Below are 25,845 nucleotides of genomic sequence, written 5' to 3'. Positions count from 1 at the left end.
CGAAGTCCGGTTTTTCTTTTATCGCTTGCTGGCTAAATCGTCCGGCATGCTTTTCTGCATCTTGTGCCAAATCTCACCGCTGCGGCGTCCGTATTCACGCACGCTATCGACAATCTGCTCCTGCGAAGGATTAGCCACGCACAGGTCAGCCAGCTGGCGATAGAAGTTACGCGCCAGTTCACGCGCTTCCAGACTGGAGAAGTAGTGACGACCCACGCGGGTATACAACCCTTTCAGGCCATTCAAAATCAGACCATAAATCGGGTTACCTGATGCAAACGCCAGGCCGCGGAACACGCGATAATCCAGCTCGGTATAGGCTTCGGCTTTGTCTTCCTCGATCAGTGCATTTTCCAGCACTTCGCGCGCTTTATCAGGATGATGACGCAGCGCACGGCTGATAAAAATCGAAGAGATGTTAGTCCGCACCGACAGCAGATTATCAATCAACTGTGGGACACTATCGTGATCGAGTCGGGCCAGGGTTTCGAGGATGTTTAAACCGGAGGTTTCCCAAAAATCGTTAACGCGCGTCGGTTTACCATGTTGAATGGTCAACCAGCCATCGCGCGCCAGACGCTGCAATACTTCACGCAACGTGGTGCGGGTCACGCCAATCAGTTCAGAAAGCTCACGTTCGGCAGGTAGAATGGATCCCGGCGGAAAACGACTGTTCCAGATGCTTTCAATAATATACTCTTCCGCAAATCCCGCGGGGCTCTGCGCCTTAATCACCATAGCATTTATTTCTCGTTGCTTTCTTTATCGTAATGCGACTCATCATACCAGAGCGGCTATAGCGGAAATAGCCTGCCAACCGATTAAAAGCGCGCGCTGTCGCAAAATTCAGCCGTGAATTCAGATGAAACAACGTTGGCAAGCACACGTTTGCGCTGCGTCCGTGGCTTGCACTTATCGGATGAAGCGCATGGCCGGATCTTTTTTGGCCTCAACGCGACTTAAGTCATTTTTGTACATGATTTTTTCCCTTTACCTGGCTGGCACGGTTGCGCTTTTGGTTTACACTGCGAAACATTAACGGTTACAGGAAAAGCAATATGTTGCGATATTTGAATCAATGCTCGCGTGGACGCGGTGCCTGGCTTCTGCTGGCCCTGACGGCGCTAGCGTTTGAATTGACGGCGTTGTATTTTCAGCACGTCATGGGGCTGCAACCCTGCGTAATGTGTATTTATGAGCGTTGCGCGCTGTTTGGCGTGATGGGCGCGGGCATCGTGGGTGCGATTGCACCGAAAACCCCGCTGCGCTGGGCGGCGATCCTCATCTGGATTTATAGCGCTATTGAAGGCACTCGCCTCTCTTACGATCACACCATGATTCAGCTGCATCCCAATCCGTTTGTCACCTGCGACTTTGCCGCACGTTTCCCAGCCTGGTTGCCACTGGATAAATGGTTGCCTTCGGTGTTTGTGGCCAGCGGTGACTGCGCCGAGCGCGGCTGGACTTTCCTGACCTGGAGCATGCCGCAGTGGATGATCGTGATTTTCGGCGCTTATCTGCTGGTGGCGCTGCTGGTGTTGATTGCACAACCGTTCAAACCGAAACGCCGCGATCTGTTCGGACGTTAAACACAAAAAAACAGGCAGCCCTGGCTGCCTGTTGTATGTTTAACCGTTGCGATCAGGTCGATCGATTATATGCTCTTCCCAATCCCGCACTTCACTCTCACGCACCGCAATAAAACGCACTGAAATGCGCTGCGCATGCATCGCCTTTTTAGAACCGGCGATCAGCGGATGCCAGGCCGGCAAGGTTTTGCCTTCCCCTAACACGCGATAGGCGCAGGTACGAGGCAGCCATTCAAAGCTGGTGAGGTTTTCACGCGTCAACTTGATGCAATTCTCTTCTAACTCAAAACGATGCTCGTAGTTACGGCATTGGCAGGTTTTGATATTCAGCTGATTGCAGGCCACGTTGGTGAAGTAGATTTCGTCGGTATCCGCATCCTGCAACTTATTCAAGCAACATTGGCCGCAGCCGTCGCACAGGGATTCCCACTCTGCGTCGTTCATTTGGTCAAGGCGTTTAGTCTGCCAGAAAGGTTGTTCAGTCATGATGGCGGTCCGGGTTAGCAAAGAGACCGCACCTTATAAAGGTTCAGGTGCGGTGATGCAAGTTTTACAGAACGCGCGTCGAAATACCGTGACCCGCCAGCGATACTTCCAGCTTATCGCCAGAACGCATCGGGCCAACGCCTTCAGGCGTACCGGTCAGCACCACATCGCCCGCGCGCAGGGTGAAATACTGGCTCATATAGGCAATCAGCGGCAGAATTTTGTGGATCATATCGGCGGTCGTCCCGTGCTGACGCACTTCGCCGTTAACCATCAGCTTCAGTTCGGTGTTCTGGGGATCGCCGCTGAACTCGGCAACCGGAATAAAACCTGACAGCGGACACGAGTTATCGAAACCTTTGGATTTTTCCCACGGTTGGCCCGCTTTCTTCAACCCGGCCTGCACGTCACGTAAGGTCAAATCCAGCGCGACGCCATAACCGGCAATCGCCTTCGCCACATGCTCTTCGCTCGCCTGCTTCAGCGTCGAGCCAATCAACACCGCCAGCTCCACCTCATGATGCACTTCACCAAAATTTGCCGGGATTGACAGCGGCTGGCGCAGATCACACACCGCGGTTTCCGGTTTGATAAACACTACCGGTTCGGTTGGCGTGGCACTTCCCATTTCCTTTATGTGCTTCGCATAGTTGCTGCCGACGCAAACCACTTTGCTGACCGGATAATCCAACAGAGCGCCCTGCCAGTTACGATGCTGATACATGCTATTCCCCTGCTTTGGTTGTGTTTGCCGCCAGTGCATCTGGCGATGAAGTCTGGCTCAGTGCCGGAACGCGGCACGCTGAGGTGGAATATATTAGCGGGTTTATGGCAGCAGGCGTGGCGGAAATTGTCAAAAGTCGTTAATCGTATACAACAAAATCAGCTAAACGCCGGGATAATTGCCCGCAATAAAGGGTTAAAGCGGGCAGTTAATTAACGCAAATAGCACTGATTATTTCTACAGGATATATTTACAGAGGAATCTGAATTAATCTTTTTTACCCTGATCGAGATGAATGTTGAGCAGACTTTCAACCGGTGGTGGAATTTGCAAATAAAAGCCGTGTTCGCTTAAACCTTGCTTAACTTTATTGATATCCGCGTTAGCCAGCTTGTCACGCTTATCCAGTGACAGCACCATGGCCAGCTGGGGTTTGCCGAAGCCACGCAGCAGTTCTTCCGGCACCCGTGAGAAATCGTCTTTTTTTTCAACATACAGATAAGTCTGTTCACGTTGCGGGCTTCTGTAGATCACACAAAACATATTTTTTACTCGAATTAACCGATGGCGTCACTTGCCTGAATATAGCAGTAACTATAACATGCTTGCAGAACTTCGAATATTGACCGTTTGATGTTATTGCCGATTTTATCGGCGAGCATTTTAGGGTCGTAAAACAGGACTGAGTCAGCACAGATGTCGCAAACGCCAATCGAATTCAAGGGAAGCAGTTTTACCCTGTCAGTCGTTCATCTGCATCATTCGCAACCCGAGGTGATTCGTCAGGCGCTACAGGACAAAATCGATCAGGCACCGGCCTTTTTGCTGAATGCGCCGGTGGTGCTAAATGTATCAGCGTTAACCGGCGACATTAACTGGAAACAAATGCAACAAGCGGTGATGGCGACCGGTCTGCGTATCGTGGGTGTCAGCGGATGCAAAGATGAAGCCCTGAAAAAAATGATCGCCCGCGCGGGCTTGCCGGTCCTTTCTGAAGGTAAAGAGAGCCGCAAACAAGCCGCGGCGCCGGTCGCTGAAGCCGCACCGGTTGTTGCGGCAGTGGTGGCGGATGCCGCCAGTAAAACCCGCATCATTAATACGCCGGTGCGTTCGGGCCAGCAAATTTATGCGCGCAATGCCGATCTCATCGTCACCAGCAGCGTGAGCGCCGGGGCCGAACTGGTCGCCGACGGTAACATCCATATTTACGGCATGATGCGCGGTCGCGCGTTAGCCGGCGTCGGCGGACAACGCGACAGCCAGATTTTTTGCACCAACCTCGCCGCAGAGTTGGTCTCTATTGCCGGAGAATATTGGATGATCGATCAAATCCCGGCGGAATTCTTTGGTAAAGCGGCGCGCCTCAGCCTGATAGAGGGCGCGCTTTCCATTCAGACTCTTAATTAAGCCCCTTTTCTTTCGTTAAGGAAATCAACATTTATGGCACGCATTATTGTAGTTACATCGGGTAAAGGGGGCGTTGGCAAGACCACGTCAAGCGCGGCCATCGCTACCGGGTTAGCGCAGAAAGGCAAGAAAACCGTCGTCATCGATTTTGATATCGGTCTGCGTAACCTGGATTTGATCATGGGCTGTGAACGCCGCGTGGTATATGACTTTGTAAACGTCATTCAGGGCGATGCAACGCTGAATCAAGCGCTAATTCGTGACAAGCGCACAGAGCAACTCTACATTCTACCGGCTTCACAGACGCGCGATAAAGATGCACTGACGCGTGAAGGCGTTGAAAAAGTGCTGAACGATCTGGCGGCGATGGAGTTCGACTTTATCGTCTGTGACTCACCAGCAGGTATCGAAACCGGCGCGCTGATGGCATTGTACTTCGCCGATGAAGCCATCATCACCACCAACCCGGAAGTCTCTTCAGTACGTGACTCCGACCGTATTCTCGGCATCATCTCTTCGAAATCCCGTCGTGCAGAGAACAGCCAGGATCCGGTGAAAGAGCATCTGCTGCTGACCCGTTACAATCCTGGCCGCGTAACCCGTGGCGATATGCTGAGCATGGAAGATGTGCTGGAAATTCTGCGCATTCCTCTGGTTGGCGTCATCCCGGAAGATCAATCTGTCCTGCGCGCCTCTAACCAGGGTGAGCCGGTGATCCTCGACGCAAACGCTGACGCCGGTAAAGCCTATGCTGATACCGTAGATCGCCTGCTTGGCGAAGAACGCCCCTTCCGCTTTATCGAAGAAGAGAAGAAGGGTTTCCTTAAACGCCTGTTCGGGGGATAACCAATGGCATTACTTGATTTCTTTTTATCCCGTAAGAAGAACACAGCCAATATAGCCAAGGAAAGGCTGCAGATTATCGTAGCCGAACGCAGAAGGGGCGACAGTGAGCCCCACTATCTGCCGCAGCTGAAGCGCGATATTTTGGAAGTGATCTGTAAATACGTAAAAATTGACCCGGATATGGTGACCGTTCAGCTGGATCAGAAAGGGGATGATATCTCGATCCTCGAGCTCAACGTGACACTGCCGGAGCCGGAAGACGTTCCTAAATGATTAAAGCGGTTTCCTGATTTTCCCCTGCGGTGTTGCGCAGGGGAAAATGCTCGCATTAAAGTGCCTGCAGAATCTCGCTGATACCCGCTTTCAGTAAGTCGCCCCGCCAGCCTGTCTGTAACTCGGGTGTGCGCGACGCGTTTTTCAATCCCCAATGCACACTCAGCACCTGATTAATCTGGCGACGTGATGCCAGCAGTTCCTGGCTGAAGCCACTCTCTTCACTCACCTGTTGCACCAGCGCTTTGATGGCTTTGAATGCCTGCTTGTAGTGCGGATGATCGATCAGATTGGGCAGCGGCTGCGGCAAGGTCGCTTCATCCTGCGCCTGCGCTTCAGCCACCAGCGCCACCATCGCTTTACCGTGGAAGCGGATTTCGTGGCCGTTCAGCCCTAAATGATCCAGCTCGCCAAGGCTGCCCGGCATAAAGCGCGCCACTTTCCACAGATTCTCTTCGCGCACCACGAAGTTCACCGCCATATCTTTCTGACGCGCAAGGTTTAAACGCCACGCGGCCAAGCGTTGCAACGCCGCCAATTGACGCGGACGCAGTTGCCACGCATTGGTGATGTCGCGCCAGGCTTCTTCCGGTTGCAGCACATCCAGGCGGCGCTGGCACAGCATATTGCATTCGCTTAGCGCCGCCGCCATGTTGCCGGCTTCTTCAGTTTGCGCCACCAGCTGATGGGCAATCGGCAGCAGATAGGCGACATCGGCAGCGGCATATTCACATTGACGTTCGGTCAACGGACGCGCCAGCCAATCGGTACGCGATTCGCTTTTATCCAGCTCGATTTGGTTGAAATGCATCACCATCGAGGCAAAGCCCCACGACAACGCCTGGCCGGTAAATGCCGCCAGAATTTGCGTATCAATCATGGGATCGGGCAGGCATTTAAAGCGATGCAGGAACACTTCCAGATCTTCGCCGCCGGCGTGCAGGAATTTGGTGACCTGCTTGTCCTGCAACAGCGCCACAAACGGCGTCCAGTCACTGATATTAAGCGGATCGATCAGGATCAGCTGGTCGCCATCAAACAGCTGAATCAGGCCGAGCTGCGGATAGTAGGTGCGGGTGCGCACGAATTCAGTATCCAGCGCCACGGCGGCGTGCTGGCGTGCTTTCTCGCACACGGCGGCCAGTTGGTCATTTTGGTCGATCAGGGTGTAATTCACGTTGTCTTTCTCGCTGCGGCAAACAACGCGCAGCGCTCCATGTTAAAAGCAATAAAAACGCCGGACTGTGCCGGCGTTAACCTGAGGAGAATGGCGCGTTACTGCCCTTCTCGCTTCGCCTCATCACGCAATTCGCGACGCAATATTTTGCCGACGTTGGTCTTCGGCAACTCGTCACGAAACTCGATAATCTTCGGCACTTTGTAGCCGGTGAGCTGGCGACGGCAATGATCCAGCACTTCTTCTTTCGTCAGTGACGGATCTTTCTTCACGATGCACACTTTTACCGCTTCGCCCGACAGATCGCTGGGAACGCCAATCGCCGCGGCTTCACGCACTTTCTCGTGCTGCATCAGCACATCTTCGATCTCGTTAGGATACACGTTAAAGCCTGACACCAGAATCATGTCTTTCTTACGATCGACGATGCGAATAAAGCCTTCGCTATCAACGGTAACAATATCACCGGTATGCAGCCAGCCATTTTTCAGCACTTCATCGGTAGCGTCGGCGCGCTGCCAGTAGCCGGTCATCACCTGCGGTCCGCGAATACACAACTCGCCCGGTTCACCTGGCGCCACATCCTTGTCTTCATCATCGACGATGCGCACATCGGTGGAAGGCACCGGCAAACCGATGCTGCCGGTATGACAGGTAATGTCATAGGGATTCACTGACACCAGCGGCGAACACTCGGTCAGACCGTAACCTTCCAGCAGATAGTGTCCGGTGAGTTTTTCCCAACGCTCGGCGACCGCTTTTTGCACCGCCATGCCGCCGCCGGCTGACAGGCGCAGCGTAGAGAAATCGAGCTTATTGAAATTGGCATCATTCAGCAGCGCATTGAACAAGGTGTTCACGCCGGTAATGGCGGTAAATGGGAACTTGCTGAGCTCTTTAACAAAGCCGGGAATATCGCGCGGATTAGTGATCAGCAGGTTGGTGCCGCCAAGGTCAAGGAACAACAGCCCGTTCACCGTCAGCGCGAAGATGTGATAGAGCGGCAGCGCGGTCACCACTTGCTCTTTGCCCGGACGCAGCAGCTTGCCGTAAGTAGCTTTAGTCTGTTCCAGATTGGCCTGCATATTGCGGTGCGTCAGCATCGCGCCTTTGGCCACGCCAGTGGTACCGCCGGTATATTGCAGGAAAGCGAGATCGTCATTGGTCACGGTTGGGCGTTGATAGGTCATCTGTTCGCCCTGCGACAAGGCGCTGCGGAACGGGACCGCGCCCGGCAGATGGTATTTTGGCACCAGCTTTTTCACGTATTTAACGACGAAGTTCACCAGCGTGGCTTTCACCGGCGCCAGCTGATCGCCCATACGCGTTAACATCACATGTTTGATCGGCGTTTCGGCCACCACTTTTTCCAGCGTGTGGGCAAAGTTCGAGACGATCACTATGGCGCTGGCGCCGCTATCAACGAGCTGATGCTTGAGTTCACGCGGCGTATAGAGCGGATTGACGTTGACCACCACCATGCCAGCGCGCAGTACGCCAAACAGCGCGACGGGATATTGCAGCAGATTGGGCATCATTAGCGCCACGCGATCGCCCTGCTTCAACCCTAAACCTTGCTGCAGCCAGGCGGCAAAGGCGCGGCTTTGCTTTTCCAGCTGCCGATAGGTCATCGGCTGGCCCATATTGATGAAAGCCACCTGATCGGCGTATTGCTCTGTTGCGTGCTCGAAAAGATCGACCAGAGAAGCGTAACGATCCGCATTAATTTCCGCAGGGACATCTGCCGGATAGCGTTTGAGCCAAACCTTATTCAAAGAATCACCCCGATAATCCTGTTGCGTAGCCATCGCCGCCTCGACAATCAATGTTGTTAACAATATTTTAACTGATTGTACCAGTTTGCCTGTTTCGGCATTTTCAGGTTGCGAAGCGCATCACTAAATTTCGCGCATCGGTTGCGCGCCCAATAAAAAGGCCCGTTCGCACGCACCGCGACCGGGCCGTAAATAACACCATTAATAGCTTATTCGGTGAGGATAGTTTGTACCTGCGCCGGTTGGCCGAGGTTCATACCCCAATACGGATTGGGTCCCCAATATCCCGGACGATGGCGCGTTGGGCCATACCAGATGTAGGGATCAATCGGCTGCGGCGGCGTCATCACCTGTTGCGTCAGATGCCAGCGCTGATAGCCGCGCACATCGATCACCACAAAGTTGTAGCTGGCCTTACCAATATCGCCTTTCTCGGTGCCTTTGATGTTGCCCAGCACCGTGATGTATTGGTTATTCAAATCGACCGGATCGACAAAGCCGCGGATGTCAGCAAAGATGCGGCCAACCGAAGCTGCGCCTAAACGCGGACGCGCGCTCTCATCCAGCGGCTGGGTCGCAATTTCCACGCGTGTTAAGCCGTTGAGATTGGTGACCTTCACCACTTTCCCGCCGAAGCGTGATTCCTGACCGACAAACAGTTGCGGCGCGTTCATCACGCGCAGTAAATCTTGCTGTGGAAGCTCAGAACTTCCTTTAATTGAATCTGGCACCGAAACACAGCCGCTGATCAGCATTGCGCAGGCTAACAGAGCGCCAGACATCCCTTTACGACTTATTGGCATAGCACTTCTCCTGTTATTTCTCTGATTAGACTGAGCACGCGAAGATAAGTTGCGCGCGGCCTAGCGTCCCGGCAACTTTTTCCATGCCACTTCATTGCGCAGATAAACCGGCTCGGCATTCTCCACCGCAACTGCTTCATCACGCTGCCAGGCGCTGAGCGCCAGCGGCAGCATATCTTCCGCCGCCGGTAACAATACCTCTGAGGCAATAAGCTGCGCGCCTGGCGAGGTGAGCAGATGCGGATAGGCTTGCCAGCCGGTGCCAACAGCCGTCCATTCGCCACCTAATGCGGCAATACGTTGCTGCGCCACGTCGGGTTTGATCACCGCTTCGGTTTCCGCACCCTGCCATTCACCGTTTTCGTCGCGCTGATATTCAGCCCAATAGAGTTCGCCCATGCGCGCATCGATTGCAGCCAGCACGCGCGTCGCGCCGGTCAAACGCCACGCGCCCTGCGCCATGGTCGCTAACGAGGAGACGCCAATCATCGGCAGATTCGCGCCAAGCGCCAGCCCTTGAGCAATGCCAATGCCGATGCGCACACCGGTAAAACTGCCCGGTCCACGGCCAAACGCCAGCACGTCAAGCGCGGTCAGCTCCAGCTGCTGCGCCTGCAACAGCTCCTGAACCAGCGGCAGAATACGTTGGGTGTGATCGCGCGGGGCGATTTCAAAGCGGGCATCAATCTGCTGCAGATTTTGCAGCGCGGCAGAACAGGCTTCTGTCGCCGTGTCCAGGGCTAAAATTCGGGCGGACATAACAACCTCAGAGAGTCAAAATGGCGCGCATCTTATCACAGCCTGGCACAATTAGTGATCCACTGGCTGACGGACAAATTCGATGGCACGCGCAATATCGCGGGTGCGCGGCGTGGGTGGCAAACTGTTCAGGAACAGGCCGCCGTAGGGGCGAGAAACCAGGCGCTGATCGCAAATCACCAGTACGCCGCGATCTTCGGTATCACGAATTAAACGCCCCACGCCCTGTTTCAGGGTGATTACCGCATCAGGCAGTTGCACATCATTGAAGGGATCGCCGCCGCGCAGGCGACAATCTTCCATGCGGGCTTTGAGCAGCGGATCTTCCGGCGAGGTAAATGGCAGCTTGTCGATGATTACCAGCGACAGCGCATCGCCGCGTACGTCAACACCTTCCCAGAAGCTGCTGGTGGCGACCAACAGTGCGTTACCGGCTTCCAGGAACTGCTTTAGCAGCTGTCCTTTACTGGTTTCACCTTGCAGCAATACCGGCAACGTCATGGAAGCACGAAACTCAATGGCTAACTCGCGCATCATCTTGTGCGAGGTGCAGAGGAAGAAGCAGCGCCCTTTGTTGGCATCAATCAGCGGCTTCATCATGCGCGCCAGCTGGCGCGCGCCGCCGGGATGATTGGGTTCCGGCATGTTGCGTGGCACACACAGCAGCGCTTGCTGGGTGTAATCGAACGGGCTGTCGAGGATCATCGTAGTAGCGTTATCCACGCCAAGGCGGCTGGAGAAATGGCTCATCTGCTCATTCACCGCCAGCGTGGCAGACGTGAAAATCCACGCGGCTTTGCGGTTATCCATCACTTCCCGGAAGCGTTCCGCCACCGACAGCGGCGTCAGCGCCAGCGTGAAATGGCGGCTATTGCACTCATACCAATAGCTGAAGCCGGGCTCGTCAATGGCGCGCAGCCGTTTCAGGCGCGTGCGATACAACGCCGCGCGCTCAAAGGCGGCGTCCAGCAGCGCAGAGCGCCCCAGCGACAGTTTGATCACGTCGTAACAGAGTTCGAGCGCATCATCCAGCAAGGTAAACATGCGCATGATGTTGTTATCGCTCAGCAGATCGCGCAGATTGCCGCGAAAACCCGGTTCGCCGAGCGTCAAACGAAAATCCTGCGCGCACTGCGCCAGACGATCGGCAGATTTTTGTAGCTGCTGCACATCCCGCACTTCGGTGCGATAGGCGATGATGATGTCTTTGGCGAGGTCCTGCAGTTGACGGCTCGACAGCTGCTGACCGAAATACTGGCTGGCGATATCGGGGAGCTGATGCGCTTCATCGAAGATCATCACATCGGCCTCCGGGATCAGTTCGCCAAAGCCGCCCTCTTTCACCACCAGATCGGCAAGAAACAGATGATGGTTCACCACCACCACATCGGCGTCCATGGCTTTTTTGCGCGCTTTGACCACGAAGCAATCTTTATACAGCGGGCAATCGCTGCCGAGGCAGTTATCGTTGGTGCTGGTGACAAACGGCCAGATCGGGCTGTCTTCGGCCACGCCGTTGCAGTTGCTGACGTCGCCATCGGTGGTTTCTGACGACCAGCCGCGCACGCTGATCAAATCGCCCAGCGCCTGAACGCTGAGATCGCCGCCGGTTTGATTCTGCTGCTCAAGACGTTCGAGGCATAAATAGTTGGAGCGTCCTTTCAGCAGCGCAGTTTTGCCGCTGAACTTCAGGGCACGCGCGATGGTAGGCAGATCGCGATTATAGAGCTGATCCTGCAACGCTTTGGATCCGGTGGAGACAATGACTTTTTTCTTTGCCCGCAATGCCGGCGCCAGATAGGCATAGGTTTTACCGGTTCCGGTGCCCGCTTCTACTACCAGCTCGCCGCCTGTTTTCACCGCCTCGGTTACCGCTTTGGCCATTTGGCGCTGTGCTTCACGCGGTTTAAAGCCCGGAATTGCCTGCGCCAGTGCGCCATCAGCTGCAAAATCGTCTGCCACACTTCCTCACATCAAAAATTAAAACCACTGTAATTATGTCAGGATTCCCGGCGGGCAACCACAACAGATGACATGCGCCCCTGGGATATGGCAGGCTAGCGCAGCAAAATTAAAGGAGAACAGCATGACCATTACGCGTATTGATCCAGAGCACCGCATGTCGGAAGCCGTGGTGCATAACCAAACCGTCTATTACACCAGCGTACCGGAAAACCTGGATGAAGATACGGAAGCGCAAACCGCCAATGCGTTGGCGGTGATTGACGCCATTCTGACGCGCGTGGGATCGGACAAGAGCAAGATCCTCGACGCCACCATTTTTCTGGTGGAGAAAAGCGATTTTCCGGCGATGAATCGCGCCTGGGATGCGTGGGTTTCGCCAGGCAATGCGCCGGTGCGTTGCACCGTGCAGGCCGGTTTGATGAACCCGAAGTATAAAGTCGAAATTAAAATCATCGCCGCGCTGTAAAATCCGTTCGGGCGTTATTCGTTGTCGTCTTCTTCATCCTCGTCGTCTTCGAACATCGCCCGAATGGCTTCACCTTTATAGGTTTGACGAATCTCCTGCGCCACCTGCGCAATCGCCTGTCCGCTCGACATACCGCCCGCCATCAATTCCTGGATGCGTTCAACCGCTTGCTGCTGTTGCTCATGGGATAACGCTGGAAGACCTGTAAACATAATTCACTCCTGGTGCATGGGGGACGCATTATTACCACGTGGAACAAACGGGTGCCAGCAACAAAAAAATATGTCAGGCTAGCGACCTGCTTGCTGAAGTGATTTGTCCCATGATGGTAAAAAGCCTCGTTCTGAAGTATACGCCCGAAACGCTGTTACACCTTTTTGCTCCGCTAGCCCACCAACGCTGGGCGATGTTGCTGACCTCCGGCCAGGCCGATCACGCGGATAATCGCTTTGATATCCTCACCGCCGATCCGCGCGCGACGCTGACTACACGCGGTGCCAGCACTGAAATTATCTGCGGTGATGACGTCATTCACTCCGCCGCCGATCCGCTGCTGCTGGTGCAACAGCAATGTGCCGCGCTGGGCGTCACGCCGGCTTTTGATGCCGGGTTACCGTTTCAGGGCGGCGCCCTTGGCCTGTTCGGTTACGATTTAGGACGACGCTTTGAAGACCTGCCGCAGCGCGCGCAGCAGGATCTCACCACGCCGGATATGGCGGTGGGCATTTATGACTGGGCGCTAATCGCCGATCACCATCTGCAAAAACTGACGCTGGTTTCGCTCACCGATGCCGAGCAGCGCTGGCACTGGCTGCAAGCACAAACCGCGTCGCCCGCCGAGCCTTTCGCCTTGACCAGCGAGTGGCAATCCAACCTCAGTTATGACCAGTATGCGCAGCGCTTCCACGCGGTGCAGGCCTATATTCAAGCCGGTGATTGCTATCAGGTGAATCTGGCACAGCGTTTTCAGGCGGGCTATCGCGGTGATGAGTGGCAGGCATTTTTGCGTCTTACGCAGGCGAATCGCGCGCCGTTCAGCGCCTTCCTGCGTTTGCCGGACAGCGCGCTGCTAAGTTTATCGCCTGAGCGCTTCCTCGCTTTACAGCAGCAGGAAATTGAAACGCGTCCGATTAAAGGTACTTTGCCGCGTCTTGCTGATGCCGAGGCCGACCGTTTGCAGGCAGAGAAGCTCGCCAACTCGCAGAAAGATCGCGCTGAAAACCTGATGATTGTGGATCTGCTGCGCAATGATATTGGCCGCGTGGCCGTGCCCGGCAGCGTCAGCGTACCGGAACTGTTCGTGGTTGAACCTTTCCCGGCGGTGCATCATCTGGTCAGCACCGTGCGTGCACGTTTGCCTGAGACGCTGAGCGCAACCGATCTGCTGCGTGCTTGCTTCCCCGGTGGTTCCATCACCGGCGCACCGAAGATCCGCGCGATGGAGATCATCGAAGAGTTAGAGCCGCATCGCCGCAATGCGTGGTGTGGCAGCATCGGCTACATCAGCCTGTGTGGCCGTATGGATACCAGCATCACCATTCGCACGCTGATTGCGGAAAACCATCAGCTTTACTGCGCCGCCGGTGGCGGATTAGTGGCAGATAGCGACCTTGATGCCGAATATCAGGAAACCTTCCATAAGGTGAACCGTATTTTGCCCAGCCTGCGTGATGGGACCTGAAATGAATTTAACCCTTGAGCAGTTCCTCAGCCGCTTTGTCCTGCAACCGCCGCTGCATGCGCCGAAAAGTGCCATCAGCGTACGCCGTGCGGCGGTACTGGTGCCGGTAATCGACGGCGCAGAACCTGGCTTGCTGCTCACGCGTCGCTCATCACACCTGCGTAAACACGCCGGGCAAGTCGCCTTTCCCGGCGGCATGCAGGATGCCACTGACACCTCGCTGATCCACACCGCACTGCGTGAAGCGCAGGAAGAAGTGGGAATTCAGCCGGAACAGGTGCAGATCATCGGTGTTCTGCCGCCGGTGACCAGCAGCACCGGTTTCGCTGTGACGCCGGTAGTGGGCATTATTCCGGCTGATTTTGCTTTGCAGCTCAATCCGGACGAAGTGGAAAGCGCCTTTGCCATGCCGCTGGCGGAAGCATTGCGTTTGAGCCGCTACAGCGATCTCACCTTGCGCCGTGGTCATCGCCAACATCAGGTTTGGTTATCCTGGTATGAGGATTATTTTATCTGGGGCATGACCGCCGGGATTATTCGTGCGCTCGGTCAACAAATCGCCCTGCCGTAAATCGCCTAATGCTTGCCAGTTAAAATATCTTTTTGCTTTGGATCTGATGCGAGCTCAGGCAAAGGTGCCCTCTTCAGCAGCACACACTGAAGCTTCGGAGCAGGCCGGGGCCACTTTTGGGCCGGCAATCCGCAGCGCTGAACGTTAGCCTTTCGCCGGGAAAACCGATCCGCTTCACAACTGTACAAACGGATAACTATTTCTGGGGTTTATAATTAGTTTATTTCATGCGAAAAGCTGCTCGTTATACGGCATGGGCGATTACTATTAGCCGCATAAACGGCTTATGCCGTGCAGAATAAGATTTGTGAGGAGTGTCACCGGTGATTAGTGTTTTTGACATGTTTAAAGTGGGCATCGGCCCATCCAGTTCACATACCGTCGGCCCGATGAAAGCGGGCAAGCAGTTTGTTGATCTGCTGGCCGAACAAGGCAAATTGCAGGACGTGACGCGCGTGGCGGTTGACGTCTATGGTTCGCTGTCGCTCACGGGCAAAGGTCACCACACTGATATCGCGATTATCATGGGCCTGGCGGGCTTCGAACCGGCCACCGTGGATATCGATGGCATTCCTGCGTTCATTAAAGACGTGGAGCAGCGCGAGCGTCTGCTATTAGCCAACGGCGCGCGCGAAGTGGATTTCCCGCGTGAAGGTGGCATGGTGTTCCGCAGTGAAAACCTGTCGCTGCATGAAAACGGCATGACGGTGTTTGCCTTCGCGGGTGATCTGCTCATTCTAAGCAAAACCTACTACTCCATCGGCGGCGGTTTCATCGTCGATGAAGAGCATTTCGGCCAACCGGTGTTGAACGAAGTTTCCGTGCCGTGGCCTTTCCACTCTGCTAAAGAGCTGCTCAGCCACTGTCGCGAAAGTGGGCTGTCGCTGTCCGGTTTGGTGATGAAAAACGAACTGGCGCTGCATACTCGCGACGAGATTTATGCCTATTTTGGCAACGTGTGGCAAACCATGCAGGCCTGTATCGATCGTGGTCTGAATACCGAAGGCGTGCTGCCGGGTCCGTTGCGCGTACCTCGTCGTGCGGCTTCACTGCGCCGTCTGCTGGTGTCATCCTCAAAGCACTCGAAAGATCCGATGGATGTGATCGACTGGGTGAATATGTTTGCGCTGGCAGTGAATGAAGAGAACGCGGCCGGCGGTCGTGTGGTGACGGCGCCTACTAACGGTGCCTGCGGCATCGTGCCAGCGGTGCTGGCCTATTACGATCACTTTATCGAACCCGTTACGCCCGATATCTTCATCCGGTACTTCCTCTCTTCTGGTGCGATTGGCGTGCTGTATAAAATGAACGCCTCTATTTCGGGTGCCGAAGTGGGTTGTCAGGGCGAGGTAGGCGTGGCGTGTTCCATGGCAGCCGCCGGTCTGGCGGAACTGCTGGGCGGCAGCCCGGAACAGGTGTGCGTGGCGGCGGAAATCGGCATGGAACACAATCTGGGATTAACCTGCGATCCCGTCGCCGGCCAGGTTCAGGTGCCGTGCATTGAGCGTAACGCCATCGCTTCCGTAAAAGCCATTAACTCCGCGCGCATGGCGCTGCGCCGTACCAGCGAACCACGCGTGTCGCTGGATAAAGTGATTGAGACCATGTACGAAACCGGTAAGGACATGAACGCTAAATACCGTGAAACCTCTCGCGGCGGATTAGCGATTAAGGTCCAGTGCGATTAACGCTTCGCTGGTGATTTAAACAACAGTTGGCTATTTTTATTCATCTGTAGCTACCTCCAACTGAGTAAAACAGATACATTGATTTTGAGCGCGGCCCTTTGTGGCCGCGCTTTTTTTAGTGCCGTATTTTTTATTCAGCCGCGCTAAACCTGGCCGCCTCAATGCCGATAACCTACACGTTAATTTGGCTTCAATCTTTGTTTTGCAAGGTGGTTACTGATGCTCATTCCCCAGCAATTTGTGGGTCAATTTCGCCGTAAGCGACTGCTTATTGCGTTAGTGATCGCCTCGCTGGTTCTGGTCCTGACGCTAACTTTTCGTTATATCGAAGAGAAATCGCGTATTGAGCAGCAGTCGCTGAATTTCGCCACCCGCGCGATTGAACGCTTTGATCGTATGTTCTCGCCGCTGGATGTTTCCGCCAACAACACACTCGGTCTGGTTGGCGTACCTTGTGCGCAAGTGCGTTATCCGCTGATTGAGAAAATTGCCGCGCTGCAAACCGTGCGCACCGTGCTGCTTGTTAAGGACGACGCGCTCTACTGCTCCAGCATTTTTGGCCCGCAAAACCTCTCCTTCAGCCAAACCTATCCTGAATTAGCTATCAATAATCAGCGCATGATGTTGGCCACGGACAGTGATCTGTTGAAAGGCTCGCCGGTGCTGCTGCTGTGGACGCCAAAATCGCTGGATAATCGCGAAGGTCTGCTGCAAGTCATTAATATTGAATTGATGACCAATTATCTGCTGGAGCCGCAGTTGCCGTGGGTTGAGCGCGCCATATTCAATGTGGGTGGTCAGAGCCTTGAATACGGTAATCCGCTGATTGAACAAACTGAACCGTCTGAAGATGAAGTGGCGTACGATCAGGCATCACTGCGTTATCCGTTTAGCATCACCTTGTACGGCCCTTCTCCCGCCCGGTTGGCGCTTAACACGCTACCTTCACAGCTGCCGCTGGCGCTGATGCTCAGCCTGCTGATGGGGTACATCGTCTGGCTGGCGACCGCCAATCGCATGAGCCTCAGTTGGCAGATCAGTTATGGCATCACCGCTAACGAATTTATGGTTTATTGCCAGCCGCTGATTAACGCCAAAAGCGGCGAGTGTGACGGCATGGAGCTGCTGCTGCGCTGGCATAACCAGCGTCAGGGCTGGATTGCGCCGGACGTGTTTATTCCGCTGGCCGAGCGGCAAAACCTGATCGCGCCGTTGACCCGCTTCGTGCTGGCGAAAGTCGTGGCTGAGCTGCCCAATCTGCCGCAATGTCCGTCGTTCCACATTGCGATTAACGTTGCCGCCAGCCATTTTCGCGATCGCGCCATTGTGGAAGATCTGCAAAATATCTGGTGGCCGGCCAATCCCATGCCAAAACTGGTGGTTGAGCTGACGGAGCGTGATGCCCTGCCAATCATCGATCAATCGGTGGTGTCGCAACTGCATGAAATTGGTGTGCGTCTGGCGATTGATGATTTCGGTACCGGCCACAGTTCGCTGGCTTATCTGAAAGACCTCCAACCGGATGTGCTTAAAATCGACAAGATTTTCACCGCCGCCATTGGCACCGATGCGATTAACGCGACCGTTACCGATATGGTGATCTCGCTGGCGCAGCGCCTGAATATTTCACTGGTGGCGGAAGGTGTGGAAACTGCCGAGCAGGCACACTATCTGCGTGAGCGCGGCGTCGACCATCTGCAAGGCTATTTCTACGCGCGCCCGATGCCGATTGAGGATTTCCCGCAATGGCTGGAGCAGCATCAGGCGCAGCTAAGCGCATAAAAAAACGGCCACTCCTTTTGGCGTGGCCGTTATTGTTTACTTCATTCCGATGACTTACCCGGCGTGTTCTTCGTGATCGAATGGCTTATCTTTGGTGATGCGCACCAGGTCGATACGGTAATCGGTCGCCTCAATCACCTGGAAGTGCAGCGGCGGTAAATCAATCACTTCGCCGGGCAGCGGCAACTGGCCTTTCTGTGCAATCAACAAACCGGCTAGCGAGGCGTGATCTTCATCGGCTTTCACCAACTCGTGATGATCCAGCAGCTGTTGCAGCGAGTGTAAATCGGTCCCGCCCTTCACTAACCAACCGTCACCATCGGCAATGATATCTGGCGTTTCGTCTTCATCCGGGAACTCACCGGCAATCGCTTCCAGCACGTCCAGCGGCGTGATTAAGCCCTGCACCACACCGAATTCGTTGGTGACAATTACAAAGCTACCTTTAGCACGGCGCAGCACGCCCAGCAGATTGATTGGGTCCAGGGTTTCCGGAACCACTATCGCCGGCGTGTTAGCCGCAAAGGTCGCCACATCCATGCCGTGTTCCAGCGCCACCAGCAGCTCTTTGGCACGCACCACGCCGATGATTTCATCCAGCTCACCGCGACATACCGGGAACAAGCTGTGTGGCGTATCCAGGAGCTGAATACGAATTTCATCCAGCGGACGCGAAACATCCACCCACGAAATGTTACCGCGCGGCGTCATGATGCTACGGATTGAACGCTGCGATAACGTCAATACGCCGTTGATCATGTAGCGCTCTTCGTCCTTAAACGCTTCCTGCGGCATCGCTTCGGTCAATGAGGTTTCTTCAGTTGTCGTCGCTTGCTTACGCTGGCGTCCACCCATCAAACGCAGAATCGCTTCTGCGGTGCGTTCACGCATCGGGCGGTGTTCCTGATGCTTAATAAAGTTACGGCGCGCAATCTGGTTAAACAGCTCAATGATGATCGAGAAGCCGATCGCAGCGTACAGGTAACCTTTGGGAATGTGGAAACCAAAACCTTCGGCCACCAGCGACAAACCAATCATCAGCAGGAAGCTCAGACACAGCACCACCACAGTTGGGTGTTCATTCACAAAACGCGTCAGCGGTTTCGAGGCCAGCAGCATGACGCCCATGGCGATCACCACGGCGGTCATCATCACCGGCAGATGGTTCACCATGCCGACCGCGGTAATCACCGCATCGAGTGAGAACACCGCATCCAGCACCACGATTTGAATCACCACCGCCCAGAAGCTGGCGTAGCTCTTATTGCCCTGATGTTCGAGCCCGCGGTTCTCGAGCCGCTCATGCAGTTCCATGGTTCCCTTGAATAACAGGAACAAACCACCAAACAACAGAATTAAATCTCGTCCGGAAAAGCTGAAATCGCCTACGCTGAATAGGGGCCGCGTCAGCGTCACGATCCAGGAGATCAGCGACAGCAAGCCAAGACGCATCACCAGAGCGAGCGACAATCCGATTAGACGGGCTTTATCGCGCTGCTTCGGCGGCAATTTGTCCGCGAGGATGGCGATAAACACCAGGTTATCAATGCCGAGAACAATTTCCAGCACGATCAGCGTGAGCAAACCCGCCCAAATTGAGGGGTCGAAGAGAAATTCCATCAATGACTCCTTAACGGACGTGAAGGCGCACGAAGTTGAGTCTGCACCAGAGGGCGAGACGAGAGATCGTTACAGGCGGTGATAACGCTGAAGAGCGTGGAAGCGGGCGCGGAAAAGCGCTGAGAACATGTTGAGCGACGTCGGTGACGGTCCATAAAGGTGAGCTGAAGCCCGGTACTCCTGAATAAAAAACAGAACGCTAATGTATCAGTTACATCAACGACGTCAAAAAAATTTATTACATTTACAAATATCTACGTTAACGCAGGAATATCGAACAAAAGTGCACATTAGCGCCGTTACGCGCGAAATAGCTGACAAACATCACATAATTTATTTTTTCGATCACTAAAATAAATCGCGACCTTATCGCTGTGCAGCGGATTGTTGCGTTTTATTTATTGATGCTTTTTCTCTATCACATCATCAACGATCCACCTGAAACACTAACGGTAATATTCAATGATTCCCGGCAATGCCAGAGAATCTCTCACGCGAACGGAGGTAGCAAGTGACCATTGCTATTGTAATTGGTACACATGGCTGGGCGGCAGAACAGTTGCTTAAAACAGCAGAGATGCTGTTGGGTGAGCAGGAAAATGTCGGATGGATTGATTTCGTTCCCGGCGAAAATGCAGAAACGCTAATCGAAAAGTATCAGGCACGGCTGGCCGATCTCGACACGTCAAAGGGCGTGTTGTTCCTGGTCGATACCTGGGGTGGCAGTCCATTTAATGCGGCCAGCCGCATTGTGGTGGATAAGGATGGCTATGATGTCATCGCTGGCGTCAACATCCCGATGCTGGTGGAAACCTTGATGGGACGTGATGACAACCCATCGCTGGAAGAACTTATTCACATCGCGGTGGAAGCCGGTCGTGAAGGCGTTAAAGCCCTCAAAACTGAAACGCCAGCGCAAGCCGCAGCTGCGCCTGCTCCGGTTGCAGCGAAAGCGCCTGCTCAGCCGCAAAAACCAATGGCTGCAGGCGATCACATGAAAATTGGCCTGGCGCGTATTGATGACCGCTTGATTCACGGGCAAGTGGCCACGCGCTGGACAAAAGAGACCAACGTTACCCGCATCATCGTGGTGTCTGATGAAGTGGCGAACGATCATGTGCGCAAAACGCTGCTGACGCAGGTGGCCCCGCCGGGCGTTACCGCGCACGTGGTGGATATCGATAAGATGGTTCGCGTGTGGAACAACCCGAAATATGGCAATGACAAAGTGATGCTGCTGTTCACCAATCCCACCGATGTGGTGAGGATTGTTGAGCAAGGCGTGGACATTAAGTCGGTCAATATTGGCGGCATGGCGTTCCGTCAGGGCAAAACGCAGGTGAACAACGCGGTATCGGTAGATGAAAAAGATATCACGGCGTTCCGCAAACTTAACGAGCGCGGTATCGAACTGGAAGTACGTAAAGTGTCCAGCGATCAGCGACTGAAAATGATGGACCTGATCGCCAAGGTCAATCCGTAGTTCGCCCTTTGCCTGCATACGTGGGCGAATTTTAGAGACCTTGCAGAGGAGAAATGCAATGGAGATAACCACGCTACAAATCATTTTGATATTTATTGTGGCCTGTATTGCCGGGATGGGATCGATTCTTGATGAGTTCCAGTTCCACCGTCCGCTGGTGGCTTGTACCTTAATCGGTGCGGTCCTCGGTGATATGAAAACCGGTATCATCATCGGCGGTACGCTGGAGATGATTGCACTGGGCTGGATGAACATCGGTGCGGCCGTTGCACCGGATGCGGCGCTGGCTTCGATTATCTCAACCATTCTGGTTATTGCCGGTGGTCAAAGCGTGGGCGCCGGAATCGCGCTGGCGATTCCGCTGGCTGCGGCCGGTCAGGTTCTGACCATCATCGTGCGTACCATCACCGTGGCCTTCCAGCACGCCGCCGATAAGGCAGCCGAGAAAGGTAACCTGACGGCGATCAGCTGGATCCACGTTTCCGCGCTGGTACTGCAGGCGATGCGTATTGCCATCCCAGCACTGATCGTGGCAATTTCTGTCGGTACTCACGTGGTTCAGGAACTGCTGAACTCAATTCCTGACGTGGTCACCAACGGCCTGAACATCGCCGGTGGCATGATCGTGGTGGTGGGTTACGCGATGGTCATCAACATGATGCGCGCGGGCTACCTGATGCCGTTCTTCTACCTTGGCTTCGTTACTGCAGCCTTCACCAACTTTAACCTGGTTGCGCTTGGCGTGATTGGCGTGGTGATGGCGGTGCTGTATATCCAGCTGGCACCGAAATATAACCGCGTTGCAGGTGCTGCAACCAGCGGTCCTGCAAACAATGACCTCGATAACGAACTCGACTAGGAACAGGTGAAATCATGGTTGATACAACTAACACTCCAAAGAAACTCACCCCCGGCGATGTCCGCGGTGTGTTCCTGCGCTCTAACCTGTTTCAGGGTTCGTGGAACTTTGAACGTATGCAGGCGCTGGGTTTTTGCTACTCAATGGTGCCGGTGATTCGTCGCCTCTATCCAGAAAACAACGACGAACGTAAACAGGCGATTAAACGTCACCTCGAGTTCTTCAACACCCATCCTTATGTAGCTGCGCCGGTGCTGGGCGTTACCATGGCGATGGAAGAGCAGCGTGCCAACGGTGCGCCCATTGATGATGCGGCGATTAACGGCATCAAAGTGGGTCTGATGGGTCCGCTGGCGGGTGTGGGCGACCCGATCTTCTGGGGTACCGTGCGTCCGGTGTTTGCTGCGCTGGGTGCCGGTATCGCGATGAGCGGTAGCCTGCTGGGTCCATTGCTGTTCTTCATCCTGTTTAACGCCGTGCGTCTGTTGACGCGTTATTACGGTGTGGCATATGGCTACCGTAAAGGCGTGGATATCGTCAGCGATATGGGCGGCGGTTTCCTGCAGAAACTGACGGAGGGCGCGTCGATTCTCGGCCTCTTTGTCATGGGGGCCTTGGTTAACAAGTGGACGCATGTGAATGTGCCGCTGGTGGTGTCACGCATCACCGACCAGACCGGTAAAACCACGGTTACCACGGTGCAATCTATCCTTGATCAGCTGATGCCAGGCCTGATTCCACTGCTGCTAACCTTTGGCTGTATGTGGCTGCTGCGTCGTAAGGTGAATGCGTTGTGGATTATCGTCGGCTTTTTCGCCCTCGGTATCTTCGGTTACTGGATCGGCCTGCTCGGTCTGTAATCATCCCGCCGGGAGCCCTGCTCCCGGCTAATATTGAGCGGCATTATCTGAGCGCCCACGTTGAGATAATTTCGCTTGAGGAAGAACACCTAATGTCACTGACTGACACCCTGATCGCGCTGCTGATTGCAGGCTTCATTCTGTTCGCCATCTATGATGAAGCGATCCTGCCGCGCCGCAATGGCCCGACAAAACTGCGCGTCGCACTGCGCCGTCGCCATAAAATCGATAGCGCCATTTTCGTGGTGCTGCTGCTGATTCTGCTGTGGAACAACATGGATAAACATGGCACACAACTCACCACCAATTTGCTGATGGTGCTGTGCTTTATGGCGATTTGGTTATTCTGGGTTCGCAGCCCGAAGCTGTTGATGAAAGAAAATGGACTGTTTTTTGGCAGCGTGTGGATCGACTACGGTCGCATTCAGAGTATGAATCTGTCAGAGGATGGCATTCTGGTGATGCAACTGGAGCAGCGCCGCCTGCTGATTGCTGTCAAACAGCTTGATGACCTGGAACGGATCTACAATACGCTGGTGGAAGCGCGTTAATCGCGCTGCCATAACGTCAGCATAAAGTCGGCATCACAGTTAAACTCGCTGGATGCCGCCAGGTTCTGCCACACTTCTTCGCGTGCACGCCAGGCAAATGGCGTCATCTGCAATAAGCTCACCGCCTCACTTCCGCTCAACGTCATGCTGTAATGCAGATTTTGTTGATCGACCTGCCTGAAGCCAGCATACACTTTCTCTTCCGCCGCGTGCAGCTGCACTTCGCGATAAATCAGTGCCTTGAACTGCTGCAAGTGATGCGGTCCCGGCGTCACCGTTAGCAGGTAACCCCCCGCTTTGATCGCGCGGCTCAGCTCATCTTCATTACAGGGCGCATAGATGCGCACCACGCCATCCAGAGAAGCATCGGCAAAAGGCAAACGCTGGCTGGACGCCACGCAGAATTTCACCGCACGATAGCGTTTAGCGGCCATGCGAATCGCTGCTTTCGCCACATCCAGACCAAAGAGTTGCGCCTGCGGTAACGCATCGGCCATCGCCGCAGTGTAATAACCTTCTCCGCATCCGAGGTCTAACAGCTGCGCACCTTGCTCACCCAGATGCTGAGCGAGGATCCCGGCGACACCCGCGCGCAACGGCTGATAGTGTCCGGCATCGAGGAAGGCGCGTCGTGCCTGCAGCATCTCGGCGCTATCGCCCGGTTCGCGCGAACCTTTGTGCTGCACCGGCAGTAAATTAACGTACCCTTCTTTCGCCTGATCAAACTGATGACCTGCATCACAGCGGAAGCTATTCGCCTGCTGCAATAAAGGCTGATGACAAAGTGGGCAAATCAAAGACATAGACAACTCCGGGTTAGCAATTCGCGGCGCAGTTTACCCTGATCATCTGGCTACAGAAAGAATAAAAGAAAAAGCCCCGTTCAGTGAACGGGGCTTTAGGATTCGTTTCAGTGGTGCATGGCACCGAGCCTGAGGGCGAAATCAGATTGGGGTAACGTTGACCGCAGCAGGACCTTTCTGGCCATCCTGGATTTCGAACTCAACGCTTTGGCCTTCGGCCAGAGTTTTAAAACCATTGCCCTGGATTGCAGAGAAGTGTACGAACACATCTTTGCTACCATCAGCAGGAGTAATAAAACCAAAACCTTTAGACTCGTTGAACCACTTAACCTGACCTTTAATCTTTGCCATTTCGCAAATTTCCTTTCAATGATTATATTGCCCGCAGGCAGACTTACAGATAAACCAGAGACATTACTGAATGAGGCACTAATTTAAGGTTCGGCAAGGAAGCGGTATTCAACGTCAACGTCTTTACTCGTAACTTCTTTACTGAAGATGCCATACATAAACAGAACTGTACCTCGTTTGACCTACGATTTGTTATCACATATCCGTAAATTAATGGCAAGCCATTTTTAAACGGTGATCGACGTGACGCACATAATTAGTTAATTGGCGCGGCACTTCATCAATCAACATATTGACACCCAGCGCGGAAGGTGCGCAAAAAAAGGTTATCAGTCAGTATAGTTAGCGCTTGATTGCCGCTTAGTCAAGCGCAGCGGTAATGTCTATATTGGTACAATTTTAGGGGTTAACAGTACGACAAAAATATTGCACTAATATGGCATCAATAAGATATTCCACTGAAAACTTCGCTCGCCACACAACAACTGCGCGCCGTTCAAATCTTGTACAAATAGTTTTCTCAGGTATAAGTTATTAATTGCTTTGCACCAAAATCAGGAGAAACCAATAATATGCGCCCCATATAAACGCATTAACATTAGGTGGCATTTATCTCAATTTTAACTATCTACCCAACAATTAAATGTTAAAAAGAACATTGAAGAGCTTGATTTAACAAAAACTCCTTAGGATAAATCTTAGTTGAAATTCTTTCTGGCAGGTATGGTTGCTATTCACACCGGGCTTAGAAGGGAAATTATTAGAAGCCATTATCCCGCCACGCACCATTTCAGTGCGCAGCGGTTGCCATAACGACGATTATTTTCCCCCTTTTAACGGCTTAACGTTCCGGGATCATCCGAATAAAATCGCGTTTTTCATCCGCGTCTTCATCCGCTGTTGGTTTTGCTGTGGATGGCTGTGCGTCAACCAGACGGCGAAGGAGCGCATTCTGTTTCTTTTGCTCTTCGATAACGGCTTCCAGCAAACGAATCTGCTCACTGGCACGCACGCTTGCCCGGTTGACAAAGAACCAGACAATAAAGGCCACAAGAATGATGATGGCCAGAACGCCATAGTTAAACAGCGGGCTGGTGTTTGCGGCTAATTCGTTCATAACTGCCTCTATAGTCAAAAATCAAACATCTACTCCGCCGCTGATTCTACTCGCTGCCGACGCAAAAGATAATGGGTAGCGACGGAAAGCAGATTATCCCGCCTGCCCTCTCTTTCAGTTATCTCTGATCGATTCGATGGCTAAAGCGCGGCATGCTGCTACAGTAGATTCGCAGCAACGTTGGATGCGCTGCGTTGTGTATCACAAGG

The 25,845-nt window shown here is 53.9% G+C and carries 28 protein-coding genes; 13 read left to right on the top strand and 15 right to left on the bottom strand.

Translation table 11 applies throughout. The features are described 5' to 3' along the window. Window positions 1-18: 18 nt before the first annotated feature. Complete coding sequence (fadR, locus tag ACFQW4_RS08910; protein ID WP_101764204.1) at window positions 19-738, bottom strand: fatty acid metabolism transcriptional regulator FadR; 720 nt, start codon at window positions 736-738, stop codon at window positions 19-21. Window positions 739-1,058: 320 nt separating this feature from the next. On the opposite strand from fadR, the gene dsbB reads away from it, so the two are divergent. Continuing rightward, window positions 1,059-1,589 (top strand): disulfide bond formation protein DsbB, encoded by a 531-nt coding sequence (gene dsbB, locus ACFQW4_RS08905; protein WP_101764203.1) that lies wholly within the window; start codon window positions 1,059-1,061, stop codon window positions 1,587-1,589. Window positions 1,590-1,628: 39 nt separating this feature from the next. Here dsbB and ACFQW4_RS08900 read toward each other — a convergent pair whose 3' ends face one another. The 3 genes from ACFQW4_RS08900 to ACFQW4_RS08890 all read right to left on the bottom strand — a co-directional run bounded on the left by ACFQW4_RS08900 (window position 1,629) and on the right by ACFQW4_RS08890 (window position 3,342). Continuing rightward, entirely contained in the window at window positions 1,629-2,075 is a 447-nt protein-coding gene (locus ACFQW4_RS08900) for a YcgN family cysteine cluster protein (RefSeq protein WP_008110381.1), read from the bottom strand. Between the two features lie 64 nt (window positions 2,076-2,139). Beyond that, window positions 2,140-2,799, bottom strand: coding sequence for a fumarylacetoacetate hydrolase family protein (locus ACFQW4_RS08895; RefSeq protein ID WP_101764202.1), 660 nt, complete (start codon window positions 2,797-2,799; stop codon window positions 2,140-2,142). 267 nt (window positions 2,800-3,066) lie between these two features. After that, window positions 3,067-3,342 carry a YcgL domain-containing protein gene (locus ACFQW4_RS08890; RefSeq protein WP_176970024.1) on the bottom strand — a complete coding sequence of 92 codons (276 nt, stop codon included), beginning with the start codon at window positions 3,340-3,342 and terminating at the stop codon, window positions 3,067-3,069. A 153-nt stretch (window positions 3,343-3,495) separates the two neighbouring features. Here ACFQW4_RS08890 and minC point away from each other — a divergent pair, with 153 nt between their 5' ends. Genes minC through minE form a run of 3 tightly spaced genes read left to right on the top strand, consistent with a single transcriptional unit; the run spans window position 3,496 to window position 5,325 of the window. Beyond that, window positions 3,496-4,206 (top strand): septum site-determining protein MinC, encoded by a 711-nt coding sequence (gene minC / locus ACFQW4_RS08885; protein WP_377724908.1) that lies wholly within the window; start codon window positions 3,496-3,498, stop codon window positions 4,204-4,206. A 33-nt stretch (window positions 4,207-4,239) separates the two neighbouring features. Next, on the top strand, window positions 4,240-5,052 hold the full coding sequence (gene minD, locus ACFQW4_RS08880) for a septum site-determining protein MinD (protein ID WP_007889662.1): 813 nt from the start codon (window positions 4,240-4,242) through the stop codon (window positions 5,050-5,052). 3 nt (window positions 5,053-5,055) lie between these two features. Then, a complete protein-coding gene (gene minE, locus ACFQW4_RS08875; protein ID WP_007889661.1) occupies window positions 5,056-5,325 on the top strand; it encodes a cell division topological specificity factor MinE in 270 nt (89 codons plus the stop codon). 55 nt (window positions 5,326-5,380) lie between these two features. Here the strand turns inward: minE and rnd are convergent, their stop codons facing one another. The 5 genes from rnd to ACFQW4_RS08850 form a co-directional block, all read right to left on the bottom strand. After that, on the bottom strand, window positions 5,381-6,502 hold the full coding sequence (gene rnd / locus ACFQW4_RS08870) for a ribonuclease D (RefSeq protein WP_192411700.1): 1,122 nt from the start codon (window positions 6,500-6,502) through the stop codon (window positions 5,381-5,383). Window positions 6,503-6,600: 98 nt separating this feature from the next. Next, window positions 6,601-8,277: a long-chain-fatty-acid--CoA ligase FadD gene (gene fadD / locus ACFQW4_RS08865; RefSeq protein WP_146001316.1), complete on the bottom strand. Its 1,677-nt coding sequence runs from the start codon at window positions 8,275-8,277 to the stop codon at window positions 6,601-6,603. A 209-nt stretch (window positions 8,278-8,486) separates the two neighbouring features. Further along, a complete protein-coding gene (locus tag ACFQW4_RS08860; RefSeq protein ID WP_217546471.1) occupies window positions 8,487-9,080 on the bottom strand; it encodes a Slp family lipoprotein in 594 nt (197 codons plus the stop codon). Between the two features lie 60 nt (window positions 9,081-9,140). Beyond that, window positions 9,141-9,839, bottom strand: coding sequence for a tRNA (adenosine(37)-N6)-threonylcarbamoyltransferase complex dimerization subunit type 1 TsaB (gene tsaB, locus ACFQW4_RS08855; protein ID WP_101764196.1), 699 nt, complete (start codon window positions 9,837-9,839; stop codon window positions 9,141-9,143). A gap of 51 nt (window positions 9,840-9,890) precedes the next feature. After that, a complete protein-coding gene (locus ACFQW4_RS08850; RefSeq protein ID WP_176970030.1) occupies window positions 9,891-11,801 on the bottom strand; it encodes an ATP-dependent DNA helicase in 1,911 nt (636 codons plus the stop codon). 124 nt (window positions 11,802-11,925) lie between these two features. Between ACFQW4_RS08850 and ACFQW4_RS08845 the strand changes: the two genes are divergently transcribed. Next, window positions 11,926-12,270 carry a RidA family protein gene (locus ACFQW4_RS08845; protein ID WP_377724903.1) on the top strand — a complete coding sequence of 115 codons (345 nt, stop codon included), beginning with the start codon at window positions 11,926-11,928 and terminating at the stop codon, window positions 12,268-12,270. Between the two features lie 14 nt (window positions 12,271-12,284). On the opposite strand, the gene ACFQW4_RS08840 is transcribed toward ACFQW4_RS08845, so the two are convergent. Further along, window positions 12,285-12,482, bottom strand: coding sequence for a YoaH family protein (locus ACFQW4_RS08840; protein ID WP_008110398.1), 198 nt, complete (start codon window positions 12,480-12,482; stop codon window positions 12,285-12,287). Between the two features lie 110 nt (window positions 12,483-12,592). On the opposite strand from ACFQW4_RS08840, the gene pabB reads away from it, so the two are divergent. The 4 genes from pabB (at window position 12,593) to ACFQW4_RS08820 (ending at window position 17,992) form a co-directional block, all read left to right on the top strand. Next, window positions 12,593-13,951, top strand: coding sequence for an aminodeoxychorismate synthase component 1 (gene pabB, locus ACFQW4_RS08835; RefSeq protein ID WP_377724901.1), 1,359 nt, complete (start codon window positions 12,593-12,595; stop codon window positions 13,949-13,951). A gap of 1 nt (window position 13,952) precedes the next feature. Further along, entirely contained in the window at window positions 13,953-14,522 is a 570-nt protein-coding gene (locus ACFQW4_RS08830; protein ID WP_377724899.1) for a CoA pyrophosphatase, read from the top strand. Between the two features lie 323 nt (window positions 14,523-14,845). Further along, on the top strand, window positions 14,846-16,210 hold the full coding sequence (locus ACFQW4_RS08825; RefSeq protein ID WP_101764191.1) for an L-serine ammonia-lyase: 1,365 nt from the start codon (window positions 14,846-14,848) through the stop codon (window positions 16,208-16,210). Between the two features lie 219 nt (window positions 16,211-16,429). Next, a complete protein-coding gene (locus ACFQW4_RS08820; protein WP_192234061.1) occupies window positions 16,430-17,992 on the top strand; it encodes an EAL domain-containing protein in 1,563 nt (520 codons plus the stop codon). 54 nt (window positions 17,993-18,046) lie between these two features. Here ACFQW4_RS08820 and ACFQW4_RS08815 read toward each other — a convergent pair whose 3' ends face one another. Further along, the gene (locus ACFQW4_RS08815) at window positions 18,047-19,612 is read right to left on the bottom strand and encodes a TerC family protein (protein ID WP_192234063.1); all 1,566 of its coding nucleotides are present in this window, start codon (window positions 19,610-19,612) and stop codon (window positions 18,047-18,049) included. A gap of 511 nt (window positions 19,613-20,123) precedes the next feature. Here ACFQW4_RS08815 and manX point away from each other — a divergent pair. From manX to ACFQW4_RS08795, 4 genes are all read left to right on the top strand, one after another. After that, on the top strand, window positions 20,124-21,095 hold the full coding sequence (gene manX / locus ACFQW4_RS08810; RefSeq protein WP_222182319.1) for a PTS mannose transporter subunit IIAB: 972 nt from the start codon (window positions 20,124-20,126) through the stop codon (window positions 21,093-21,095). A 58-nt stretch (window positions 21,096-21,153) separates the two neighbouring features. Beyond that, on the top strand, window positions 21,154-21,954 hold the full coding sequence (locus tag ACFQW4_RS08805) for a PTS mannose/fructose/sorbose transporter subunit IIC (RefSeq protein ID WP_064738889.1): 801 nt from the start codon (window positions 21,154-21,156) through the stop codon (window positions 21,952-21,954). A gap of 14 nt (window positions 21,955-21,968) precedes the next feature. Continuing rightward, a complete protein-coding gene (locus ACFQW4_RS08800; protein ID WP_008110411.1) occupies window positions 21,969-22,814 on the top strand; it encodes a PTS mannose transporter subunit IID in 846 nt (281 codons plus the stop codon). A gap of 92 nt (window positions 22,815-22,906) precedes the next feature. Then, window positions 22,907-23,365, top strand: coding sequence for a DUF986 family protein (locus ACFQW4_RS08795; protein ID WP_377724895.1), 459 nt, complete (start codon window positions 22,907-22,909; stop codon window positions 23,363-23,365). On the opposite strand, the gene rlmA is transcribed toward ACFQW4_RS08795, so the two are convergent. The 4 genes from rlmA to ACFQW4_RS08775 form a co-directional block, all read right to left on the bottom strand. Continuing rightward, a complete protein-coding gene (gene rlmA, locus ACFQW4_RS08790) occupies window positions 23,362-24,168 on the bottom strand; it encodes a 23S rRNA (guanine(745)-N(1))-methyltransferase (RefSeq protein ID WP_192234070.1) in 807 nt (268 codons plus the stop codon). The genes ACFQW4_RS08795 and rlmA overlap by 4 nt on opposite strands. 141 nt (window positions 24,169-24,309) lie before the next feature. Beyond that, entirely contained in the window at window positions 24,310-24,519 is a 210-nt protein-coding gene (gene cspE / locus ACFQW4_RS08785; RefSeq protein WP_008110414.1) for a transcription antiterminator/RNA stability regulator CspE, read from the bottom strand. Window positions 24,520-24,602: 83 nt separating this feature from the next. Further along, window positions 24,603-24,677 (bottom strand): DUF2627 domain-containing protein, encoded by a 75-nt coding sequence (locus ACFQW4_RS08780; RefSeq protein WP_110866451.1) that lies wholly within the window; start codon window positions 24,675-24,677, stop codon window positions 24,603-24,605. A 683-nt stretch (window positions 24,678-25,360) separates the two neighbouring features. Continuing rightward, window positions 25,361-25,636, bottom strand: a complete 276-nt coding sequence (locus ACFQW4_RS08775; protein ID WP_137385919.1) for a YebO family protein — start codon at window positions 25,634-25,636, stop codon at window positions 25,361-25,363. Window positions 25,637-25,845 lie beyond the last annotated feature (209 nt).

This window comes from Pantoea sp. GCM10028869, assembly GCF_042666835.1.
GTDB classification, from domain to species: domain Bacteria; phylum Pseudomonadota; class Gammaproteobacteria; order Enterobacterales; family Enterobacteriaceae; genus Pantoea; species Pantoea leporis.
The sequence above is the reverse complement of the archived record's forward strand: the minus strand, read 5'-3'. Positions and strand labels throughout refer to the sequence as shown.

Excerpts from the sequence above, each read along its gene's own strand:
- fadR (WP_101764204.1), bottom strand. The coding sequence starts at position 738 with ATGGTGATTAAGGCGCAGAGCCCCGCGGGATTTGCGGAAGAGTATATT.
- dsbB (WP_101764203.1), top strand. The coding sequence starts at position 1,059 with ATGTTGCGATATTTGAATCAATGCTCGCGTGGACGCGGTGCCTGGCTT.
- ACFQW4_RS08900 (WP_008110381.1), bottom strand. The coding sequence starts at position 2,075 with ATGACTGAACAACCTTTCTGGCAGACTAAACGCCTTGACCAAATGAAC.
- ACFQW4_RS08895 (WP_101764202.1), bottom strand. The coding sequence starts at position 2,799 with ATGTATCAGCATCGTAACTGGCAGGGCGCTCTGTTGGATTATCCGGTC.
- ACFQW4_RS08890 (WP_176970024.1), bottom strand. The coding sequence starts at position 3,342 with ATGTTTTGTGTGATCTACAGAAGCCCGCAACGTGAACAGACTTATCTG.
- minC (WP_377724908.1), top strand. The coding sequence starts at position 3,496 with ATGTCGCAAACGCCAATCGAATTCAAGGGAAGCAGTTTTACCCTGTCA.
- minD (WP_007889662.1), top strand. The coding sequence starts at position 4,240 with ATGGCACGCATTATTGTAGTTACATCGGGTAAAGGGGGCGTTGGCAAG.
- minE (WP_007889661.1), top strand. The coding sequence starts at position 5,056 with ATGGCATTACTTGATTTCTTTTTATCCCGTAAGAAGAACACAGCCAAT.
- ACFQW4_RS08860 (WP_217546471.1), bottom strand. The coding sequence starts at position 9,080 with ATGCCAATAAGTCGTAAAGGGATGTCTGGCGCTCTGTTAGCCTGCGCA.
- tsaB (WP_101764196.1), bottom strand. The coding sequence starts at position 9,839 with ATGTCCGCCCGAATTTTAGCCCTGGACACGGCGACAGAAGCCTGTTCT.
- ACFQW4_RS08845 (WP_377724903.1), top strand. The coding sequence starts at position 11,926 with ATGACCATTACGCGTATTGATCCAGAGCACCGCATGTCGGAAGCCGTG.
- ACFQW4_RS08840 (WP_008110398.1), bottom strand. The coding sequence starts at position 12,482 with ATGTTTACAGGTCTTCCAGCGTTATCCCATGAGCAACAGCAGCAAGCG.
- pabB (WP_377724901.1), top strand. The coding sequence starts at position 12,593 with ATGATGGTAAAAAGCCTCGTTCTGAAGTATACGCCCGAAACGCTGTTA.
- ACFQW4_RS08830 (WP_377724899.1), top strand. The coding sequence starts at position 13,953 with ATGAATTTAACCCTTGAGCAGTTCCTCAGCCGCTTTGTCCTGCAACCG.
- ACFQW4_RS08820 (WP_192234061.1), top strand. The coding sequence starts at position 16,430 with ATGCTCATTCCCCAGCAATTTGTGGGTCAATTTCGCCGTAAGCGACTG.
- ACFQW4_RS08815 (WP_192234063.1), bottom strand. The coding sequence starts at position 19,612 with ATGGAATTTCTCTTCGACCCCTCAATTTGGGCGGGTTTGCTCACGCTG.
- ACFQW4_RS08805 (WP_064738889.1), top strand. The coding sequence starts at position 21,154 with ATGGAGATAACCACGCTACAAATCATTTTGATATTTATTGTGGCCTGT.
- ACFQW4_RS08800 (WP_008110411.1), top strand. The coding sequence starts at position 21,969 with ATGGTTGATACAACTAACACTCCAAAGAAACTCACCCCCGGCGATGTC.
- ACFQW4_RS08795 (WP_377724895.1), top strand. The coding sequence starts at position 22,907 with ATGTCACTGACTGACACCCTGATCGCGCTGCTGATTGCAGGCTTCATT.
- rlmA (WP_192234070.1), bottom strand. The coding sequence starts at position 24,168 with ATGTCTTTGATTTGCCCACTTTGTCATCAGCCTTTATTGCAGCAGGCG.
- cspE (WP_008110414.1), bottom strand. The coding sequence starts at position 24,519 with ATGGCAAAGATTAAAGGTCAGGTTAAGTGGTTCAACGAGTCTAAAGGT.
- ACFQW4_RS08775 (WP_137385919.1), bottom strand. The coding sequence starts at position 25,636 with ATGAACGAATTAGCCGCAAACACCAGCCCGCTGTTTAACTATGGCGTT.